18 protein-coding genes are annotated in these 19,318 nt (G+C 60.7%); 14 read left to right on the top strand and 4 right to left on the bottom strand.

The annotated features are described in order from the left end of the window. Positions 1 to 34 precede the first annotated feature (34 nt). Complete coding sequence (locus tag V0R37_RS21450; protein WP_420376456.1) at positions 35 to 739, bottom strand: hypothetical protein; 705 nt, start codon at positions 737 to 739, stop codon at positions 35 to 37. Positions 740 to 848: 109 nt separating this feature from the next. Here V0R37_RS21450 and V0R37_RS21445 point away from each other — a divergent pair, with 109 nt between their 5' ends. After that, positions 849 to 3,290, top strand: a complete 2,442-nt coding sequence (locus tag V0R37_RS21445; protein ID WP_420376455.1) for a 3-hydroxyacyl-CoA dehydrogenase/enoyl-CoA hydratase family protein — start codon at positions 849 to 851, stop codon at positions 3,288 to 3,290. An 18-nt stretch (positions 3,291 to 3,308) separates the two neighbouring features. Then, complete coding sequence (locus V0R37_RS21440; RefSeq protein WP_420376454.1) at positions 3,309 to 4,535, top strand: acetyl-CoA C-acyltransferase; 1,227 nt, start codon at positions 3,309 to 3,311, stop codon at positions 4,533 to 4,535. A 4-nt stretch (positions 4,536 to 4,539) separates the two neighbouring features. On the opposite strand, the gene V0R37_RS21435 is transcribed toward V0R37_RS21440, so the two are convergent. After that, positions 4,540 to 5,442, bottom strand: a complete 903-nt coding sequence (locus tag V0R37_RS21435) for a DMT family transporter (RefSeq protein ID WP_420376453.1) — start codon at positions 5,440 to 5,442, stop codon at positions 4,540 to 4,542. A 113-nt stretch (positions 5,443 to 5,555) separates the two neighbouring features. Here V0R37_RS21435 and rfbC point away from each other — a divergent pair, with 113 nt between their 5' ends. Both rfbC and rfbD read left to right on the top strand, forming a co-directional pair. Further along, complete coding sequence (gene rfbC, locus V0R37_RS21430; protein ID WP_420376452.1) at positions 5,556 to 6,167, top strand: dTDP-4-dehydrorhamnose 3,5-epimerase; 612 nt, start codon at positions 5,556 to 5,558, stop codon at positions 6,165 to 6,167. 1 nt (position 6,168) lies between these two features. Next, positions 6,169 to 7,041, top strand: a complete 873-nt coding sequence (gene rfbD / locus V0R37_RS21425; RefSeq protein WP_420376451.1) for a dTDP-4-dehydrorhamnose reductase — start codon at positions 6,169 to 6,171, stop codon at positions 7,039 to 7,041. Here rfbD and pgi read toward each other — a convergent pair. Together pgi and infA are read right to left on the bottom strand one after the other, a co-directional pair. Then, a complete protein-coding gene (gene pgi, locus V0R37_RS21420) occupies positions 7,034 to 8,614 on the bottom strand; it encodes a glucose-6-phosphate isomerase (protein ID WP_420376496.1) in 1,581 nt (526 codons plus the stop codon). The genes rfbD and pgi overlap by 8 nt on opposite strands. A 146-nt stretch (positions 8,615 to 8,760) precedes the next feature. Next, positions 8,761 to 9,018: a translation initiation factor IF-1 gene (infA, locus tag V0R37_RS21415; RefSeq protein WP_420376450.1), complete on the bottom strand. Its 258-nt coding sequence runs from the start codon at positions 9,016 to 9,018 to the stop codon at positions 8,761 to 8,763. 573 nt (positions 9,019 to 9,591) lie between these two features. Here infA and V0R37_RS21410 point away from each other — a divergent pair. From V0R37_RS21410 to V0R37_RS21365, 10 genes are all read left to right on the top strand, one after another. Further along, positions 9,592 to 10,794, top strand: a complete 1,203-nt coding sequence (locus tag V0R37_RS21410; RefSeq protein WP_420376495.1) for an ABC transporter substrate-binding protein — start codon at positions 9,592 to 9,594, stop codon at positions 10,792 to 10,794. Positions 10,795 to 10,881: 87 nt separating this feature from the next. Continuing rightward, entirely contained in the window at positions 10,882 to 11,397 is a 516-nt protein-coding gene (locus V0R37_RS21405) for a phosphonopyruvate decarboxylase (protein WP_420376449.1), read from the top strand. Between the two features lie 9 nt (positions 11,398 to 11,406). Beyond that, positions 11,407 to 12,012: a thiamine pyrophosphate-dependent enzyme gene (locus tag V0R37_RS21400; protein ID WP_420376448.1), complete on the top strand. Its 606-nt coding sequence runs from the start codon at positions 11,407 to 11,409 to the stop codon at positions 12,010 to 12,012. 41 nt (positions 12,013 to 12,053) lie between these two features. Next, a complete protein-coding gene (locus tag V0R37_RS21395) occupies positions 12,054 to 13,487 on the top strand; it encodes an aldehyde dehydrogenase family protein (protein WP_420376447.1) in 1,434 nt (477 codons plus the stop codon). Between the two features lie 39 nt (positions 13,488 to 13,526). Beyond that, positions 13,527 to 14,441: an NAD(P)-dependent oxidoreductase gene (locus tag V0R37_RS21390; protein WP_420376446.1), complete on the top strand. Its 915-nt coding sequence runs from the start codon at positions 13,527 to 13,529 to the stop codon at positions 14,439 to 14,441. 75 nt (positions 14,442 to 14,516) lie between these two features. Further along, positions 14,517 to 15,995 carry an aldehyde dehydrogenase gene (locus V0R37_RS21385; protein ID WP_420376445.1) on the top strand — a complete coding sequence of 493 codons (1,479 nt, stop codon included), beginning with the start codon at positions 14,517 to 14,519 and terminating at the stop codon, positions 15,993 to 15,995. Between the two features lie 117 nt (positions 15,996 to 16,112). Continuing rightward, positions 16,113 to 17,096 (top strand): Bug family tripartite tricarboxylate transporter substrate binding protein, encoded by a 984-nt coding sequence (locus V0R37_RS21380; RefSeq protein ID WP_420376444.1) that lies wholly within the window; start codon positions 16,113 to 16,115, stop codon positions 17,094 to 17,096. A gap of 81 nt (positions 17,097 to 17,177) precedes the next feature. Further along, entirely contained in the window at positions 17,178 to 17,951 is a 774-nt protein-coding gene (locus tag V0R37_RS21375) for an ABC transporter ATP-binding protein (protein ID WP_420376443.1), read from the top strand. Further along, a complete protein-coding gene (locus tag V0R37_RS21370; RefSeq protein WP_420376442.1) occupies positions 17,948 to 18,661 on the top strand; it encodes an ABC transporter ATP-binding protein in 714 nt (237 codons plus the stop codon). The genes V0R37_RS21375 and V0R37_RS21370 overlap by 4 nt, the downstream gene beginning before the upstream one ends. A gap of 92 nt (positions 18,662 to 18,753) precedes the next feature. Further along, on the top strand, positions 18,754 to 19,318 hold a 565-nt coding region (locus V0R37_RS21365; RefSeq protein WP_420376441.1), incomplete at its 3' end, for a branched-chain amino acid ABC transporter permease.

Here is a 19,318-nt window from a genome sequence, read left to right as displayed (position 1 = left end):
TCAACGCCAAACGGCTTGGACGGGCCGTTAAAAATCAGGATGGCTGAGCGGCCGCCAATTTACGGGGACGGCCCCTGGGGGCGGGCGCGATGCGGCGCGATGCGCGGCTTTCTATCTGCGCAAGGAAATCGGATTCGCCCAGCACCCATTGTCCGAACAAGGCGTCCTGTATGCGGCCGCTTTGCTGCGCGGACAGGCCTTGGCCCAGGCGCTGGCTATAGCGCGCCTGGCGGGCGAAGGGCGTATTGCCGTCCTGCCAATAATCGGGATGATCGGCAAGCAGATCGTTGTGCAGGGAATGAAGGCCCGTGTGGCTGGCCGCGGAGGACCAGGGCCAGCGCTGCGCCGTATCGACATACCGCAATTGCACCGGCAGCGATTCCAGCCATATAAGCGCGGGCAGCACCCAGCGCCCGGGTTCGATCAGTGCACTGCGATACCTGCCTGAAAACACCCGTCCGTGCCGTATGCCGGCGGCCATCCGCCGCCCCAGCGCCTGAATCAGGCGGGACGTGCCCTGAGCATCGGGCGGTGTGCACAGCAGGACAATGCGGTCGTTCAGCAGCAGCCAGCCATGCACCGCGACCTTGTATTCGCGCGCATCGCGCCGCAGCCATTCCAGCAACTGATCCAACTGCGCGGCGGGCGTGGGCTCCGCGGCCTGGGCCAGAGGATGCGCGAACTCCGCCTGTACCAGCTGAGGAATCTGCGGTGCATAGAGGCGTGGCAAGCGGGCCATTTTGGCGGGATCTGGAACGTTCGAAGCTGAATATTCTAACCCGTGCAAGTCCAATAATAATGAACTAACCTACTAGGGAAGCTCTGAACAAGTCACCGGAGGTACGTTCATGCAGTCCAGTCTAGCGGTTGAATCCAAAGCGATGCAGGGCACGCGTTTTCACATTCGTAAAGTCGCCGTATGCGGCGCGGGTGTGATGGGCGCGCAGATCGCCGCGCATTGCGTGAACGCCGGCGTCCCGGTGGTGCTGTTCGATCTGGCGGCTAAGGAAGGCGATAAAAGCGGCATCGCGAAGCGCGCCATCGTGCAGCTGAAAAAGCTCAATCCCGCGCCGCTGGGCGTGCCCGAGCTGGCCGACCTGATTCAGCCCGCCAATTACGACGATCATTTGCACTGGCTGTCCGAATGCGACCTGGTCATCGAAGCCATCGCCGAGCGCATGGATTGGAAAACGGACCTGTACCATCGGCTTGCGCCAGCCATCAAGCCCCAGGCCATCATTGCCAGCAATACCTCGGGCCTGTCCATTACCCAGCTTTCGCAGGCGCTGCCCGAAGCATTGCGGCCGCGCTTTTGCGGCGTGCATTTTTTCAATCCGCCGCGCTACATGAACCTGGTCGAACTGATTCCCACGACCGACACCGAACCCCGTCTGCTCGATCTGCTGGAAACCTTCCTGGTCACGGGCTTGGGCAAGGGTGTGGTGCGCGCCAGGGATACGCCCAATTTCATCGGCAACCGCATCGGGGTCTTTGGCATATTGTCGGTGTTTGCGCAGGCGGATAAATTCGGCCTTAGCTACGATCTGGTCGACGAGCTTACGGGAACCCGTCTGGGCCGCGCCAAGTCGGGCACCTATCGCACGGCCGATGTCGTCGGCCTGGATACGCTGGCCCACGTGATTCGCACCATGCAAGAGCAATTGCCCAACGATCCCTTCCATGCGCATTTCGGTGTGCCGCCCGTGCTGGCCGGGCTCATCGAGCAAGGCGCCCTGGGGCAGAAGGCCGGGGCCGGCTTCTATCGCAAGCAAGGCAAGGCGATCTTGCGGCTGGATCCCGCTAAAAAGGATTACGTGCCGGCCGACGCCAGCATCGATCCGGCCGTGGCCGAGATCCTGACCCAGCGCGACCCTGCCAAGAAGCTGAAGGCGCTGCATGATTCCGATCATCCGCAGGCTCAGTTCCTGTGGGCCGTCCTGCGCGACAGCTTCCACTACAGCGCGGTCCATCTGGCCGACATCGCCGGTACGGCGCGCCAACTGGACCTGGCCATGAAATGGGGCTTCGGCCATGCGCAAGGCCCCTTCGAAATATGGCAGGCCGCCGGCTGGCACGATGTCGCCAACTGGATCACCAAAGACATCGATGCCGGAAAAACCTTGTCCAATACGCCCTTGCCCGAATGGGCCACGCGTGGGCCGGTATGGGAAGCCAAGGGCGTGCATACTCAAGCGGGATCATGGAATCCGCGCGAAAAGCGCTACGAAGGGCGCAGCACCCTGCCGGTGTATGAACGCCAGGTGGGGGCGCCGCGCCTGGTGGGCGAACCCGCCAGCCTGGAACCCGTGGTCGTCCACGAAGACGAGGCCGTGCGCTGCTGGACTCTGCCCGCGCCGCAGCCGCAGGATGTGCTTATCGTATCGTTCAAGACCAAGATGCATACGCTCAGCCCGGGCGTGGTGCGCGGCATCGTGCGCGCGGTCGATCTGGCCGAGGCTTCCTTCAAGGCGCTGGTCATCGGGCAATTGGACGATCCTTTCTCCGCGGGGGCCGATCTCAAGGCCATGCTCCCTGCATTCGAGCAGGGCGGTGCGCAGGCGGTGGAGCCCATAGAGCGGGAAATGCAGGACATGGTCCAGCGCCTGCGCTACGCCCAGGTGCCTGTCGTGGCGGCGCTGGCCGGAATGGCGCTGGGCGGCGGATGCGAGCTTTCCGTGCATTGCGCCAAGCGGGTGGCCCATTTCGAAACCTATATCGGCCTGGTCGAAGCGGGAATCGGTTTGGTTCCCGGTGCGGGCGGGCTGACCTACTGTGCCCGGCGCGCGGCCGAACAACAGGCGCAGGATGCGCCCGACGCACCCTTGCTGGCCTTCGTGAAGAAATTCGCGCTCTCGGTGGCGACCGCCCAGGTGTCCAAGTCGGCCCCGGACGCCCGCAAGATAGGCTACCTGCTGCCGTCCGATACCATCGTCATGAATCGGCATGAGCTTTTGCATGTGGCGCTGCGCGAAGCCCTGGCCTTGGCGGAATCGGGCTGGCGCGCGCCGCTGCCCGCGCTATTTCCCGTTGCGGGGCGCGACGGCGCCGCCACCCTGGAAGCGCAGCTGGTCAATATGAAAGTGGGCGGTTTTATTTCCGATTACGACTTCACGGTGGCCAAGAAGGTGGCCCAGGTGATATGCGGGGGCGACGTGGATCCCGGCTCGCTGGTGGACGAGGCCTGGATGCTCAGGCAGGAACGCAAGGCCTTCCTTCACCTGCTGGTCCAGCCCAAAACCCAGGAACGCATTGCCGGCCTGCTCAAGACCGGCAAGCCGGTACGCAACTGATTGAATACGGAGTCACCCATGGCCACATTGCAACAGGCATATATTGTCGCCGCCACCCGCAGCCCCATCGGCAAGGCGCCGCGCGGCGTTTTCTCGCATACCCGCCCCGACGACCTCCTGGCGACTGTCATACGCGGTCTGCTGGCGCAGGTTCCCAGCCTGGATCCGGCCGCCGTTGAAGACGCCATCGTCGGCTGCGCCATACCGGAAGGCCCGCAAGGTTTGAACGTGGCGCGTATAGGCGCTTTGCTTTCAGGCTTGCCTTCTTCGGTCGCGGGCGTGACGGTCAACCGTTTCTGCGCGTCGGGGCTGACCGCCCTGGCCATGGCGGCCGACCGCATCCGCGTCGGCGAAGCCGATGTCATGATCGCCGGGGGCACCGAATCCATGAGCCTTGTGCCGACCATGGGCGTCAGCACTTCATTCAGCCCTGAAATTTTCCAGCGTGACGAGAACCTGGGCATCGCCTACGGCATGGGCCTGACGGCCGAACAGGTCGCCGCGCAATGGAAGGTATCCCGGGAAGACCAGGATGCCTTTGCCCTGCGCTCGCACCAGCGCGCCCTGGCCGCCCAGCAGGCCGGCGAATTTTCCGACGAGATCCTGCCCATCGATGTCGTCAGCCGCAAACCCGATCTGCGAACCCAGGCCGGTGTGCTGGACGGCCAGCCGGACAGCGACATCATCGTCAGCCGCAAGACGGTGTCGCTGGATGAAGGCCCACGTCCCGATACCAGCCTGGAGGCCCTGGCCAAGCTGCGGCCGGCGTTTGCGGCCCGGGGCAGCGTGACGGCGGGCAACAGTTCGCAGATTTCGGATGGCGCCGGCGCCTTGCTGGTGGTGTCCGAGCGCGCGCTCAAGACGCATGGCCTGACGCCGATTGCGCGTTTCGTTTCCTTCGCCGTCAAGGGCGTGCCTCCGGAGATCATGGGCATAGGGCCCAAGGAGGCGATCCCGCATGCGTTGAAGCTGGCCGGGCTGACACTGGATCAGATAGGCTGGATAGAGCTGAACGAAGCCTTTGCCGCCCAGTCCCTGGCGGTGATCCGCGACCTGGGCTTGAATCCGGACATCGTCAACCCCATGGGCGGTGCCATCGCCTTGGGCCATCCCCTGGGCGCCACCGGCGCCATACGGGCGGCCACGGTGGTTCATGGCCTGCGCCGCCGCAAGCTGGATTACGGCATGCTGACCATGTGCGTCGGCACCGGCATGGGCGCCGCCGGTATCTTCCAGCGCGTCTGATGCGTTATTGCGCGTTGGCGTCCGGGGCTTCGGTTCGGGACGCCTTGCCGCCGATGAATCCCGTGGCCAGCAAGGTGCCCAGCAGAACGATGCAGGCGCCCATGACCACATTGATGGTCAAAGGCTCATCCAGCAGCAGCACGCCCCACAGCACGCCGAACGGCGGCGCCAGGAAGGTCACGGTAATCGATTTCGAAGCGCCGACCCGGGCGACCAGGCGGTAGAAGATCAGGTAGGCAATGCCGGTGCATAGAATCGCAAGGCAAGTCACCGATCCCCAAGACAGCGCTGAAATAGGCGTGCTTGGCCATCTTGTTAGCGCCAAGGGAAGCAATATGATGGATGCCGCGATCATGCTGCCGGTGGCGCAGGCGATAGGCGCCACGCCGCGCAAATATTTGCTTAAGTGGCAGGCGCCCAGCCCGTAGAAGAAGGGTCCGCCCAGGGCGATGACGACCACCCAGCCCTCGCCGCCCGGGACGAAGGACAGCTTGTCCAGCATAAGTACCACTATGCCCGCGAAGCCTATGGCCAGTCCCAGCACGCGCGCCCAGGACAGGCGTTCGCGCAGCCAGACCCAGGCGATGATGCCGCCAAACAGGGGCACCATGGCGTTGACGATGGACAGCGTGCCCGCCATCATCGTTTGCACGGCATAGCTAAGGCAAAGAAAAGGGAGCACCACATTGAGCACGCCGGCCACCGCCATGGCCTTCCAGTGGGCGATGATCGTCGCGACATGGTGCGTGATCAGGGTTACACCCAGCAGGAACAGCGCACTGATGCCGACCCGCATGGCAATCAGGGGGATGGGGCCGAAATCGTCGATGGCCACTCGCATGAACATGAACGAGCTGCCCCACAGAGAGGCCAGCAAAAAAAGGTTGCGCAGGTCGGTGGCTTGCATTCGGAGACGGAACCTGAAAAGCGCCGGGTGGGCAAGTTCAGAATTGTAGGCCTTTACCGGTAAAATCATGTGATTCGGCGGCATTGACCGCCAGCTTCATAGGGAAATGCGTCATGAGGGTGCTGGATACCAGGCTGCCAGGCGTAAAGCGCATCGAGCCCGCCGTGCATACCGACGATCGCGGCCATTTTCTGGAAAGCTATCAAGCCCGGCGCTATGCCGAGCTGTTGGGTGCGCAGGTCCATTTCGTGCAGGATAACTGCAGCTATTCGCGCAAAGGCGTACTGCGCGGCCTGCATTATCAAGTGGACCATCCGCAGGGCAAGCTGGTTCGCGTGTCGCAGGGCGCCATTTTCGATGTGGCGGTGGACTTGCGTCCCGATTCGGCCACCTTCGGCCAGTGGGAAGGCCTGGTTCTTTCGGCGGAGCAGTACTCGCCGCAAGACGGATATGCAGCGTCGCCTTCACAACTTTGGATACCGCCGGGCTTCGCGCATGGCTTTCTTGTCCTGTCCGACAGCGCGACGGTCGACTACAAATGCACCGACTACTATCACCCCGAAGACGAAGCCTGCCTGCGATGGGACGATCCCGACCTGGCCATTGCATGGCCGCAGTCGGATCCCATCTTGTCCGACCGCGATCGCCAAGGCGATACGTTAAGGGCTCTGCGGCAAGCGGGCCGGCTGCCTGTGGCGGCAGCCAGCGTGGCGGCGGGCTCCTGACTTGAAAGCTCTGTTGATCGGCGCCGACGGGCAACTGGGGCGCTGCCTTAGGGATCGCCGGCCGGATCATTGGGACCTGATCAGCCTGGCACGTCCGGGCCTGGATATCAAGGATGGCCCCGCCGTGCTCCAGTTGGCCGACCGGATACGGCCGGACTGCATTATCAATGCCGCCGCCTATACCGCCGTCGATCAGGCCGAGCGCGAGCCCGACGAAGCGATGGCTGTCAACGAACAGGGTGCCGAGCATCTTGCTCTGGCTGCTTGCCGCATCGGGGCGCGCCTGGTGCATGTCTCCACCGATTATGTCTTTGACGGGCGCGCGGCGCAGCCCTATGCCGAGCTTGATGCCGGCAATCCCATCAATATTTACGGCCAGAGCAAACTGCTGGGCGAGCGCGCCGTACTGCAAGCATGTCCTTCCAGCCTGGTGCTGCGGACGTCGTGGCTATACAGTGAATACGGAAGCAACTTCGTCAAGACGATGCTGCGCATGGCGCGGGCCGCGGATCCAGATGCGCCGGCCCTGCGCGTGGTGAACGATCAGTTCGGCTGCCCGACCTATGCGGGGGACCTGGCCGATGCGGTCATAAGGCTGGTGGAATCGCAGGAAGCGGCGTCGGGCGTTTATCATTACTGCGGTGCCGATATCCTGTCATGGCATGAGTTCGCGCAAGAGATATTCGATTGCGCGATCAGACTGGACGCATCGTTCCGGGCGCCTCGGCTGGCCGGCATCCCCGCCCAGGACTATCCCAGCCTGGCCGACAGGCCGGCGTATTCCGCCTTATCGTGCGAAAAAATTGAAGCGCTGGGCATACGGCGCGTCAGCCTGTGCGACGCCTTGCCCCAAGCGATTGCTCGATCTATTTGAATGATTCGCCGAAAGCCCGTACCCAATGGGCCGTGGATGCATCGTGCTTGGGGTCGATGCCCTTACCCGCAAGCTCGCCCATAATGCCTTTGGCCAGCACCTTGCCGTATTCCACGCCCCATTGATCAAAGGGGTTGATGCCCCAGACCACCGCCTGCACGAAGACCTTGTGTTCGTAAAGCGCCAGCAAGGCGCCCAGCGTATAAGGCGATAGGCGCGGCAGTACGATAAGGTTGGAAGGACGCCCGCCCGCATGGACGCGGTGATGGGCCAGCCACTGGGCTTTCTCCTGCGGCATGCCTGCAGCCAGGCATTCTTTCAAGGCATCTTCATACGTCTTGCCCTTGAGCAGCGCTTCGCGTTGCGCCAGGCAATTGGCCAGCAGGCTTTTGTGATGCTCGGGCCAGCCATGGTCGGCATGCTGGCAGACGATGAAGTCCACCGGCGCGCCATCGCTGCCCTGGTGCAGCCACTGGAAGAAAGTATGCTGCGCGTCGGTGCCGGGCATGCCCCACACCGCGGGACCAGTGGGCACGCCCGCCGGCTGGCCGGCCAGGTTCACCGACTTGCCCAGCGACTCCATTTCAAGCTGCTGAATATAAGGCACCAGATTGGACAGGCGAAAATCGTAAGGCGCGATATTCAGCGAGCCGTAGTCCAGCACGCTGCGATTGACGATGCCCGCCAAAGCCATCTGCACCGGCGCGTTCTGCGCCAAAGGCGTTTCCGCAAAATGGGCGTCCATGGCGGCGGCGCCCGCCTGCATGCCGGCGACCACATCGGCATTGACCGCCAGCGCGGTGGTCAGGCTGACCGCCGACCAAAGCGAAAAACGGCCGCCGACCCAGTCCCACAGCGTGAAGATATGCGTTTCGGGCACGCCCCAGTCTTTGGCGACGTCCGGCCTTGCCGTGATGGCAACGATCTGGTCGTAAGGATTTTCGACGCCGGAGGCCTTCAGCCATTCCAGCGCGCGTTGTCCGTTCTGCAGCGTTTCAGCCGTCGTGAACGATTTGGACGCCAGCACGATCAGGGTGTCGTGCGGATCCAACCCCGACAAGCCCCCTTGTATGGCGTGGCCGTCGATGTTCGCCACAAAATGAACCTGGCGCCAGGTGCCGGCATAGCCGAAGGCGCTGACAGCCAGCCGCACCCCCCAGTCGCTGCCGCCTATGCCGATATGCACGATGTTGCGCCAGCGGCGCTCGGAGTCGGCCAGCCGCACGAACTCGTTCAGCCGCTGTCTTTCGGCGGCCACTTCATCGATGGGGGCGGGTGTGCGCAAGGCGGTGTGCCAGGCGGCCCGTTCTTCGGTGGCATTGGCCATGCCGCCGGACAGCAGACGCTCGCGCATCTGGGGGAAATTGCGCGCCGCCAGCAAGGCCTCGCCTGCTTGGGTCAACGCCGGCGAGCTGCTTTGTCCGCTGATGTCCAGATCTATGCCCGCGGCATTCAGCACGCGCAGGCTATGGACATGAATTCGGGACTCGGCGGCCGCTTTCTCGAATGCCGACCATTCGGGCATATCGGCCAAGCTGGGGAATTCGGACACGGTGGGCAAAGCACCGGGCATAGACGGGTTGCTGGCCACGGGGGCTCCTTATGAGCAAAACAATCGTTCAACGATTGTAATGCCTATAACGCAAGGGCTATGCGATTCCGGGCCTGCTGAAGACGGCTGCTTTCAGACGCTTACAAGGCGGCGTCAGCCGTAGGATGTCAGCGGCGACGCTGGCTGGGGGCGCCTGGCGCGCGGCCGGCAATGTGGCGGAAGGTGATGCGTCCCTTGCTAAGGTCGTAAGGGGACATTTCCAGCGAGACTTTGTCGCCGGCCAGGATACGGATGTGGTGCTTGCGCATCTTGCCGCCGGTATAAGCGACGACGGGGTGCCCATTATCGAGTGTCACGCGAAAGCGCGAATCGGGAAGCACTTCGGTAACGAGTCCACCCATTTCAATCAATTCTTCTTTGGCCATAGAGTATTTCCTGTAAACGTAAATAAAAAAGCACCCATGGCCGGACTCGCTTTGCGTGGCATCCGACAAACCGCGTATTGCAGTTAATAATTGAACAGGTGCTTCGTGACGCCACAATGGCGTGTGGTGCTGCGGCCCGTAAGGAGCCGTGTATTGGAAAATATCAGCGTGGATGACAAAACCAGGACAGACCTCGTCCGGCTTGTGCCAAGGTCTTGCGTTAAAACGAAGATGCCGGAATTAACTGTGTGGCAGGAGAGCTGAAACGGGGATGCCTGCCAAATTGAAGAGGTCTTGCCGACTTTTGCAAGCGATGAACATCGGCATTCTTGCCGGTGTTTTCTTGCTCGCAGCAACTATTTTCAGTTACCCAATGATATCACACATAGCACATAAATGGTGTTTCCGTCACGGTACCCCGCGGGACGCGCGGCTAACCTTGCGGCAAGCCCTATTCCAAAGGCGAAGTGTCGCTTTTGGAATGCGAAAGCCGATGCGGAATGAATTGCTATAAGATTTTTCAATCACAAGAACAGCTTCATCAACAAGGCAACGGAGACATAAACCATGGGTATCAAGCTCAAGAACGCAGCATTGGCTTTGGCGCTAGGCGCTCTTTTCATTCCTGTGCAAAGCCAGGCGCAAAGCGATTCGGTAAAAATCGCATTCATCACTGACATGTCGGGCCTGTATTCAGACTTCGACGGGCCGGGCGGGCTTGATTCCGTCAGGATGGCAGTCAGCGACTTTGGCGGGAAAGTGCTGGGCAAGCCGATTGAGGTGCTGTTTGCCGACCACCAGAACAAAGCCGACATCGCGGCCAACCGCGCGCGCCAATGGTGGGATCAGGATAACGTCGACCTGGTGATCGGCGGCTCCAATTCCTCCGCCTCGCTGGCGATCAGCAATATTTCCAAAGAAAAACAGAAGGTCTTCATCAGCGCGGGCGCCGGTGCGGACAGCCTGACCGAAGAAGCGTGCCAGCCCTATATGGTTCGCTATACCTATTCGACCTCGGCGCACGCTATCGGCACGGCCACAGCCATGGTGCGCGATGGCGGCAAAAAATGGTATTTCGTGACGGCCGATTATGCATTTGGCCATTCGCTTGAAAAGGCCAGCGCCAATGTGGTCAAGGCGCAAGGCGGCGAGGTTCTTGGGGCGGTTCGCCATCCGCTTAGTACTGCTGATTTCTCCTCCTTTTTGATGCAGGCACAAGCGTCGGGTGCCGATGTTGTCGGCTTGGCCAACGGCGGCGGCGACCTTATCAACTCCATCAAAACCGCCAAAGAATTTGGCATCGCAAAAACCACGCGTTTGGCGGGCCTGATGGTGTTCATTACCGACATTCACAGTCTTGGTCTGGAGACCACTGCGGGCATGTACCTGACAGATGGATGGTATTGGGACAAAAACGACGCATCGCGGGAATTTTCAAAGCGCTTCTATGAAAAGAACCAGAAAATGCCCACGACCTTCCAGGCAGGAGACTACTCGGCGACCCTGACCTATCTGCGGGCGGTCCAGGCGGCGGGCACCACCGAGGCCGATGCGGTCATGAAGCAGCTCAAGACCTTGAAGATCGATGACATGTTCGCCAAGGGCTATGTGCGCGCTGACGGCACGATGGTGCATGACATGTATTTGATGCAGGTCAAGACACCGGCAGAATCGAAGAAGCCTTGGGATTACTACAAGACGGTTGCCACGATACCGGGCGACGAGGCTTTCGTACCAACCAAAACCGGTGTGTGTTCGCTGATGCCGAAAAGCTGATCCGGTTCATGCTGTTCAGTGCGTTGCCTGCCTCTCGCAAGCAGGCAACGCATCGATATTTTCAATGAAGGAAAAGGTGGTTTTCAAATGAGCAAGGAATGGGTTACAGACGTGTACAGCACGATAAAGGCGATAGGCGTGCAGCAGGTCGCCTATGTGCCCGATGCAGGCCATACGCAACTGATCAAACTATGTGATGCCGACCCCGGCATCCATTCGGTATCCCTGACGACCGAAGAGGAAGGCGTGGCGATGCTGGGCGGTGCGTGGCTGGGCGGCCAGAAGGCCATGATGCTGATTCAGTCCAGCGGGGTCGGCAATTGCATCAATATGCTTGCATTGATTCAAGAGTGCCGCATGCCCTTTCTGACTATCGTCACCATGCGCGGCGAATGGGGTGAATTCAATCCCTGGCAATGCCCGATGGGGCAGTCGACGCAAGCTGCACTGGAAAGCGCGGGTGTGTTCGTACTGCGCGCGGACGACGAAAAAGAAATTCCCGAAACCGTGCGCGCCGCCGCCTTGCTGGCATTCAATTCGAATCGCGCGGTGGCAGTGTTGATTGGCCAGAAGGTTCTGGGCATTAAAGATTTTAATAAGTGAGCGAACGTGATGAGTCTTACAACAGCGACCACATTGAATCGGCGCGCGAGCGTTGCACAAATACTGGCCCATCGGGGCGATGCCCTGCTTGTGGCAAGTCTGGGTAATCCTACATACGATACGTCCGCTGCAGGCGACGACCCGCGCAATTTCTATGTTTGGGGAGCCATGGGCGGTACCTGCATGGTGGGTTTCGGATTGGCCTTGGCTCAGCCCGACCGGCAAGTCCTGGCCTTCGTCGGTGATGGCGAGATGCTGATGGGTATCGGCTCGTTCGCCACGATAGCGGTGAAGCAGCCCAAGAATCTGAAAATCATCGTCATTGACAACGAGCATTATGGCGAGACCGGCATGCAGCCGGCGCACTCGGGGCGGGGCGTCGATATTGCCGGGATCGCAACGGCTTGCGGTTTTCCCGTAGCCTATACGATCACGACGCAGGACGAACTGGATCAGAAAGCCGAAGGCCTCTGCACCAAGCCCGGACTGGAATGCGTCGTATTGAAAGTCGTGGCTTCGATCGAGCCCAGCTCGCTGCCGTCGCGGGATGGCCCTTATTTGCGTAGCCGTTTCCGCGAGGCTGTCCTGGGTCAGGGCAAAGGCGGACATAATTAATAGTTGCGCCTTCAGCGCAATTATCAGAAAGGAAGTAGATTATGAGTAAGCAGTTTGGTAACTTCATTGGTGGCAAATGGGTCGATGGCGATCAGACCATCGAAAACATCAATCCATCCGATACACGCGATGTCATCGGCCGCTACGCCAGCGCTTCCGCCGAGCAGATGGCGGCGGCAGTGGCGGCGGCCCGTCAGGCTTTGCCGGCATGGTCCGCCACGACCACCCAGTTCCGTAGCGATATCCTTGCCCGCGTCGCGGCGGAAATGAGCGCTCGAAAGGAAGAGTTGGGCGAGCTGGTTTCCCGCGAAGCAGGGAAAACCCGTGCGGAAGGCCAGGGCGAGGTCATGCGCGCTGCTCAGATATTTCATTTCTTTTCTGGCGAGGCCGTGCGTTACGGCGGTGAAAACCTGCCTTCCACCCGGCCCGACATCGGCATTCAGATAAGCCGGGATCCGGTGGGTGTGGTCGCGGCCATTACTCCCTGGAACTTCCCCATTGCAATTCCCGCCTGGAAGCTGGCGCCGGCCCTGGCGTTCGGCAATACCGCCGTCCTGAAGCCGTCAGAATTCACGCCTGCAATCGGCGTGGAACTCATGAAGATCCTGGAGCACAGCGGGGCGCCCGCAGGCGTGGTCAACCTGGTGAACGGCACCGGCGGCGCAGCAGCGCAGGGTCTGCTGCAAGGCATCGACGCCGTCAGTTTCACAGGCAGCGTCGCAACGGGTCACAAGGTGGCGCAGGCGGCCGTGAGCCGCATGATACGAGTCCAGCTCGAAATGGGCGGCAAGAATCCCCTGGTAGTGCTTGATGATGCCGATCTGGATGTGGCTGTCGAATGCGCATTGAACGGCGCTTTCTACTCGGCCGGTCAGCGCTGCACGGCATCGAGCCGCCTGATCATTGCCGAGAACATACATGACCGGTTCGTGGACGCGCTGCAGAAACGCATGCAAGCCATCAAGGTCGGACCGGCGCTAGCCGCCGATACGACGATAGGCCCGGTCATCAACCAGTCCCAGCTCGATAAAATCCTGGAATACGTCGAGATCGGGAAAAAGGAAGGCGGACATCTGCTTCAAGGCGGAAAGCAGCTCGAGGGGGCGACTCCCGGCTATTACATGGCGCCCACCCTGTTTACGGAAACCGCAAATTCCATGCGCATCAACCGCGAAGAGGTATTCGGGCCCTTCGCGTCGGTGATACGCGTTCGGGATTACGAAGAAGCCCTGTCCGTGGCCAACGATACCGATTTCGGCCTGTCTTCGGGTATTTGCACGACGTCGCTGAAGCATGCCAATCACTTCCGCCTGAATATCCGGAGCGGCCTTACCATGGTCAACCTGCCTACCGCAGGCCTGGACTATCACGTGCCATTCGGAGGCGTCAAAGGGTCCAGCTACGGTCAGCGCGAGCAGGGCCAGTATGCTGTCGATTTCTACACCAATACAAAAACGGCCTACGTAGGATATTGATCCGGTCCGCCCGAGAAAACGAATAAAGGAGCAGTCAACATGGAAAAAATAGGATTTATCGGCTTGGGCCGCATGGGCCTTGGAATGGCCTCTAACCTGCAGAAGAAGGGATTCGACCTCCTGGTGCTGGATTTGAACCAGAAGGCGGTCGACACTTTGGTTTCGCTTGGGGCGACGGCCGCCAAAAGCGTGGCTGATATTGCCCGCGAGTGCAAGATCATCATCACCATGCTACCCACTTCCGTCGAAGTGGAAAAAGTCGCCCTGAGCGCCGATGGCATTTTCAACAGTGCCCGCGAAGGAACCCTGTTGATGGACATGAGCACCATCGATCCGCTGGCGACGGACCGCCTTCAGCAGGAGGCGCTCAAGCGCAAAATGTCGGTGGTCGATGCGCCGGTGGGGCGCCTGGCCGAACATGCCGATCGCGGGGAGTCCCTGTTCATGGTCGGTGCCAGCGAGGCGGATTTCAAACGGGTCTCGCCGTTGTTGGATGCCATGGGAACCACAACCTACCATTGCGGCGACGTCGGTACCGGCGGCCGGACCAAGCTGGTCAATAACTATGTGGCCATAACCTTGTGCCAGGTGAATGGCGAAGCGCTTGCGCTATCGCAGAAATTCGGCCTGGACATCACCAAGACCATGCAGGTGCTGCTGGGTACCTCGGCCAACAACGGCCAGTTGCGCATGAACTTTCCGAACAAGGTGCTGGCAGGCGACACGTCTCCGGGCTTCACGATAGACCTGGCCCATAAAGATCTTTCACTGGTGGTAACCGCCGCGCATGCGGCCAAGGTGCCGATGCCGGTGGCAGCATCCGTCCATGAATCATTCAGCCTGGCGCGTGCCGCGCAGTTTGGCGCGACCGATTTTTCGGGCATAGCCGACGCCATTTGCGAACTGGCCAACATAGACAAGCCGCGGTTGCCATCGGGATGGAAGCCAAGCTAGTACGTTGGCCGCGATGGTTGGAGGGCGGGACTTCGACCGCCCGGTTTAGGCATGGAGCAGCTAAAGGATATGGGTATGCAGCGGTATCAGATGTATATAGACGGTCGCTATATCGATGGGTCTTCGGGACAATTTTTTGTATCCGAGAACCCCTACACCGGCAAGCCCTGGGCTGAAATGCCGCGCGGCAATCAAGCCGATGTAGAGGCCGCTGTCCAGGCTGCCCATAAAGCCTATACGCAGGGCGACTGGTCCAGGCTTACGCCCACGCAGCGCGGCGCGCTGCTGCGCAAACTCGGCGACCTGGTGGCCCGAGACGCCGAAAAGCTGGCTGCAACCGAGGTGCGCGACAACGGCAAGCTGTTTGCTGAAATGCGCGGGCAGCTTAACTACATTCCTCAATGGTTCTATTATTACGGCGGCCTGGCCGACAAGATCCAGGGCACGGTCATTCCCCTGGATAAGCCCGGCTATTTCAACTTTACGCGCAACGAGCCGCTGGGCGTCGTCGCGGTCATCACGCCGTGGAACTCGCCTCTTATGCTTACGGCCTGGAAGATCGCCCCGGCCTTGGCGGCGGGTTGCACAGTGGTGATCAAGCCGTCGGAATTCACGTCGGCTTCCATGTTGGAGTTCGCCAGCCTTTTTGAAGAAGCGGGCTTTCCGCCGGGGGTGGTGAACGTCGTCACCGGCTTCGGTAACGAGGTAGGCAGCCCCCTGATCGAGCACCCGCTGGTCAGAAAGATATCGTTCACCGGATCCGATCGCACGGGCAAGGCCATCAATGTCGCGGCCGCCGAGCATTTCAAGCACGTCAGCCTGGAGCTGGGCGGGAAATCGCCCAACATCGTATTCGCGGATGCCAATATGGACGACGCCGTGAATGGCGCGATCTCGGGTATTTTCTCGGCCACGGGCCAGACTTGCATTGCAGGGTCGCGCCTGTTGCTGCAAGAGAGCATTCACGACGCGTTCATGGAAAAGCTGCTGGCCCTGGCCAAGACGGCGCGCATGGGCGATCCCATGGCGTCCGATACCCAGGTCGGACCGATTACCACCCGCCCGCAATACGACAAGGTGCTGTCCTACATCGACATCGCTCAGAAGGACGGCGCCCGACTGGCCTTGGGCGGCAAGCCGGGCACCCGGCCCGAGTGCGGGAACGGTTGGTTCGTGGAGCCCACGATCTTTATCGATGTGAAGAACGATATGCGCATTGCTCAAGAGGAAGTCTTCGGGCCGGTTCTTTCCGTGATCAAGTTCAAAGACGAACAAGATGCGGTATCCATTGCCAACGATAGTTGCTACGGCCTGGGGGCGGGCGTCTGGACAAGCGATATAGGTCGTGCATTGCGCATGTCGGAAAAAATACAATCGGGCACTGTATGGGTCAATACCTATAGGGCGGTCAGCGTGATGTCGCCTTTCGGGGGATACAAGCATTCGGGTCTAGGGCGCGAAAATGGGATCGATGCCATCCGCGAATATCTGCAGACCAAGAGCGTATGGATCAACAGCGGGGCGCCCAACGGCAACCCGTTCGTCATGAAGTAGCAGTTGCCATTTCGGCTTGCTACTTAAGAAGTGGAGCCATCAAGAACAGCGCGGCCGGCGAAAGATTCTTTCGTCGAGGGGGCGTTTGTTCTGAAGTTCAAAAAAAGGAGATAAAACATGAAGAATTTCAAAAGTGCAATAGGTGGGATGAGCCTGGTGCTTGCCACTGCGGTGTTGCCGCTGCAAGCCCATGGACAGGCGGGTGATTGGCCCAATAAGCCTATAACGATGGTCGTACCCTTCCCGGCCGGCGGCGCGACAGATATCGTCGGCCGCATCGTCGCCAAGCAGCTTTCGGATTCGCTGGGTCGGCCTGTCGTGGTGGAGAACAGAGGGGGCGCCAATGCAACGATAGGTATGCAGTACGTTGCCAATGCCAAACCCGATGGGTACACGATTCTGTACAACACTTCCTCACTATCCTTAAGCCCTGCGCTGTACAAGGGCTTGTCATTCGATCCGGCCAAATCATTCGACCCGGTCAGCACGACGGCCGCCGTTCCCATGGTATTGATGGTGAATAATGATTTGCCAGTCAAGACGGTTCAGGAATTCGTTCAATATGCGAAAAAGCAGGACGGACGACTGAATTACGCATCCAGCGGAAACGGAAATGTGACGCACTTGGCCGGCTTCCTATTCAACAGAGGTGTGGGTATTTCCGCCGAACATGTGCCCTACAAAGGGACGGCGCCCGCCTTGGTGGACCTGGTCGGAGGTCAGACACACTATATGATCGGCACCTTGAATGATGCCTTGCCGCTGATAAAAGCCGGGCGAGTGAAGGCATTGGCCGTGACGACGCCGGCCCGGGTTGGGATACTTCCCGATCTTCCGACAGTCAGCGAAACGGTTATCAAGGGGTTTGATCTTAGCGCCTGGCAAGGCGTTATGACGCCGGCCGGCGTGCCTCCCGCCATTCTCGACAAGCTCAATGCCGCCGTGCTTGACGCACTGAAATCGGATGATATGAAGAAACAAGAGACCGAGGAAGGCACGGTGATCCTGGGAGGTTCACGCCAGGATTATCGCAAGTTCATACGAGATCAAATCGATTATTGGCAAGCCGCAGTCCGTGAAGCCGGCGTCAAGCAGGGTTGAACCCGTCGTTGATAAGCAGTCTTGCGTGATCTGCTCGCAAGGCTGCCTGACCCGTTTTACTTATTAAATTTTGGCGTTGGTATGAGCGACTACATCCTGGAAACCAAACACCTCTTCAAAGAGTTCCGCGGCTTCGTGGCGGTCAGCGACGTGAATTTGCGGGTGCGGCGCGGCAGCATCCATGCCCTGATCGGACCGAACGGGGCGGGCAAGACCACGTGCTTTAACCTGCTGACCAAGTTCCTGACCCCGACCTCGGGCCAGATCTATTTTGCCGGCCACGAAATCACCCACGAGAAGCCGGCGCAGATCGCGCGGCGCGGCATCATCCGCTCGTTCCAGATTTCGGCGGTGTTCCCGCAATTGACGGTGCTCGAGAACGTGCGCATCGGGCTGCAGCGGGCCACCGGCCAGTCCTATCACTTCTGGCGCAGCGACAAGGCGCTGTCGCACCTGGATCAGGCGGCCTACGCGCTGCTCGAACAAGTGGACCTGGCCGAGTTCGCGCGCGAACTCACGGTGAACCTGCCCTACGGGCGCAAGCGGGCGCTTGAAATCGCCACCACGCTGGCCATGGAGCCCGAGCTGATGCTGCTCGATGAGCCCACCCAGGGCATGGGCCACGAGGACGTCAGCCGGGTCACGGCGCTGATCAAGAAGGTCAGCGTGGGGCGCACCATCCTGATGGTCGAGCACAACATGAATGTGGTCTCGCAGATCGCCGACACGATCACGGTCCTGGCTCGCGGCGCGGTTCTGGCCGAGGGCGATTACCAAGCAGTCTCACGCAACGCCGAGGTCATGCAAGCCTACATGGGCACGACCAGCGGCGAACTGGAAGGGGCCCACGCATGAGCGCGACCGCATTGGAACTGAGCAACGTGCACGCCTGGTACGGCGAATCGCATGTGCTGCATGGGGTGAACCTGAATGTGGCCAAGGGCGAAGTGGTCACGCTGCTCGGGCGCAACGGCTCGGGGCGCACGACCACGCTGCGCGCGATCCTGGGGCTGACCGGCACGCGCAAGGGCTCGATCCGCATCCAGGGCACCGAATCGATCGGGCTGCCCACCTACCGGATCGCGCACCTGGGCATCGGGTACTGTCCCGAAGAGCGCGGCATCTTTGCCGGGCTGTCCTGCGAAGAGAACCTGCTGCTGCCGCCGGTGGTGGGCGAGACGCTGGGCGGGGGCATGTCGCTGGCCGAGATCTACGACATGTTTCCGAACCTGCACGAGCGCCGGCAATCGCCGGGCACGCGGCTCTCGGGCGGCGAGCAGCAGATGCTGGCGGTGGCGCGCATCTTGCGCACCGGAGCGAACCTGCTGCTGCTCGACGAGATCTCCGAGGGGCTGGCGCCGGTGATCGTGCAGGCGCTGGGGCGCATGATCACCGCACTCAAGGCCAAGGGCTACACCATCGTGATGGTCGAGCAGAACTTTCACTTTGCCGCGCCGCTGGCCGACCGCTTCTACGTGATGGAGCATGGCCAGATCGTCGAGCAGTTCGCCGCGGCCGAGCTGGCCGCCAAGCAAGATACCTTGAACACGCTGCTGGGCGTGTAAGGCTATGGCGACGCTTGGCCGGCTGGCTTCATCAAAGGAAATCCGACCGATGAAATTACGTGCTTCATCCTTCGTTACTGGTGTTAATCGTTATGACTGAACTTTTTGGCATACCCATCCAGGCACTGCTCGGGCAACTGCTGCTAGGCCTGGTGAACGGCTCGTTTTATGCTGTGCTTTCACTGGGCCTGGCGGTCATATTCGGACTGCTGAATATCATCAACTTCGCGCACGGCGCGTTGTACATGCTGGGCGCCTTCGTCGCCTGGATGGGCCTGCAGTACCTGGGCCTGAACTACTGGCTGATGCTGATCATCGCGCCCATCGTGGTGGGCGCCTTCGGCATCCTGACCGAGCGCGCGCTGATACGCCACCTGTACAAGCTGGACCACCTGTACGGCCTGCTGCTCACCTTCGGGCTGACCCTGCTCATCGAAGGGCTGTTTCGCAGCCTGTACGGCGTCTCGGGCCAGCCCTACCCGACCCCGGACCTTCTGAAGGGCGGGGTGAACCTGGGCTTCATGTACCTGCCCATCTACCGCGCCTGGGTGGTGGTGGCCTCGATCCTGGTGTGCGTAGTGACCTGGTTCGTCATTGAAAAGACGCGCCTGGGCGCGCTGCTGCGCGCGGGCACCGAGAACCCCAAGCTGGTCGAGG

The organism is Pollutimonas rozaliensis (genome assembly GCF_048751585.1).
In the GTDB taxonomy this organism is placed as follows: domain Bacteria; phylum Pseudomonadota; class Gammaproteobacteria; order Burkholderiales; family Burkholderiaceae_B.
This window is presented reverse-complemented; position numbering and strand designations above follow the sequence as displayed.

Bases quoted from the DNA above. Each gene is read 5' to 3' on its own strand.
- V0R37_RS21450 (WP_420376456.1), bottom strand. From the start codon at position 739: ATGGCCCGCTTGCCACGCCTCTATGCACCGCAGATTCCTCAGCTGGTA.
- V0R37_RS21445 (WP_420376455.1), top strand. From the start codon at position 849: ATGCAGTCCAGTCTAGCGGTTGAATCCAAAGCGATGCAGGGCACGCGT.
- V0R37_RS21440 (WP_420376454.1), top strand. From the start codon at position 3,309: ATGGCCACATTGCAACAGGCATATATTGTCGCCGCCACCCGCAGCCCC.
- V0R37_RS21435 (WP_420376453.1), bottom strand. From the start codon at position 5,442: ATGCAAGCCACCGACCTGCGCAACCTTTTTTTGCTGGCCTCTCTGTGG.
- rfbC (WP_420376452.1), top strand. From the start codon at position 5,556: ATGAGGGTGCTGGATACCAGGCTGCCAGGCGTAAAGCGCATCGAGCCC.
- pgi (WP_420376496.1), bottom strand. From the start codon at position 8,614: ATGCCCGGTGCTTTGCCCACCGTGTCCGAATTCCCCAGCTTGGCCGAT.
- infA (WP_420376450.1), bottom strand. From the start codon at position 9,018: ATGGCCAAAGAAGAATTGATTGAAATGGGTGGACTCGTTACCGAAGTG.
- V0R37_RS21405 (WP_420376449.1), top strand. From the start codon at position 10,882: ATGAGCAAGGAATGGGTTACAGACGTGTACAGCACGATAAAGGCGATA.
- V0R37_RS21400 (WP_420376448.1), top strand. From the start codon at position 11,407: ATGAGTCTTACAACAGCGACCACATTGAATCGGCGCGCGAGCGTTGCA.
- V0R37_RS21395 (WP_420376447.1), top strand. From the start codon at position 12,054: ATGAGTAAGCAGTTTGGTAACTTCATTGGTGGCAAATGGGTCGATGGC.
- V0R37_RS21390 (WP_420376446.1), top strand. From the start codon at position 13,527: ATGGAAAAAATAGGATTTATCGGCTTGGGCCGCATGGGCCTTGGAATG.
- V0R37_RS21385 (WP_420376445.1), top strand. From the start codon at position 14,517: ATGCAGCGGTATCAGATGTATATAGACGGTCGCTATATCGATGGGTCT.
- V0R37_RS21380 (WP_420376444.1), top strand. From the start codon at position 16,113: ATGAAGAATTTCAAAAGTGCAATAGGTGGGATGAGCCTGGTGCTTGCC.
- V0R37_RS21375 (WP_420376443.1), top strand. From the start codon at position 17,178: ATGAGCGACTACATCCTGGAAACCAAACACCTCTTCAAAGAGTTCCGC.
- V0R37_RS21370 (WP_420376442.1), top strand. From the start codon at position 17,948: ATGAGCGCGACCGCATTGGAACTGAGCAACGTGCACGCCTGGTACGGC.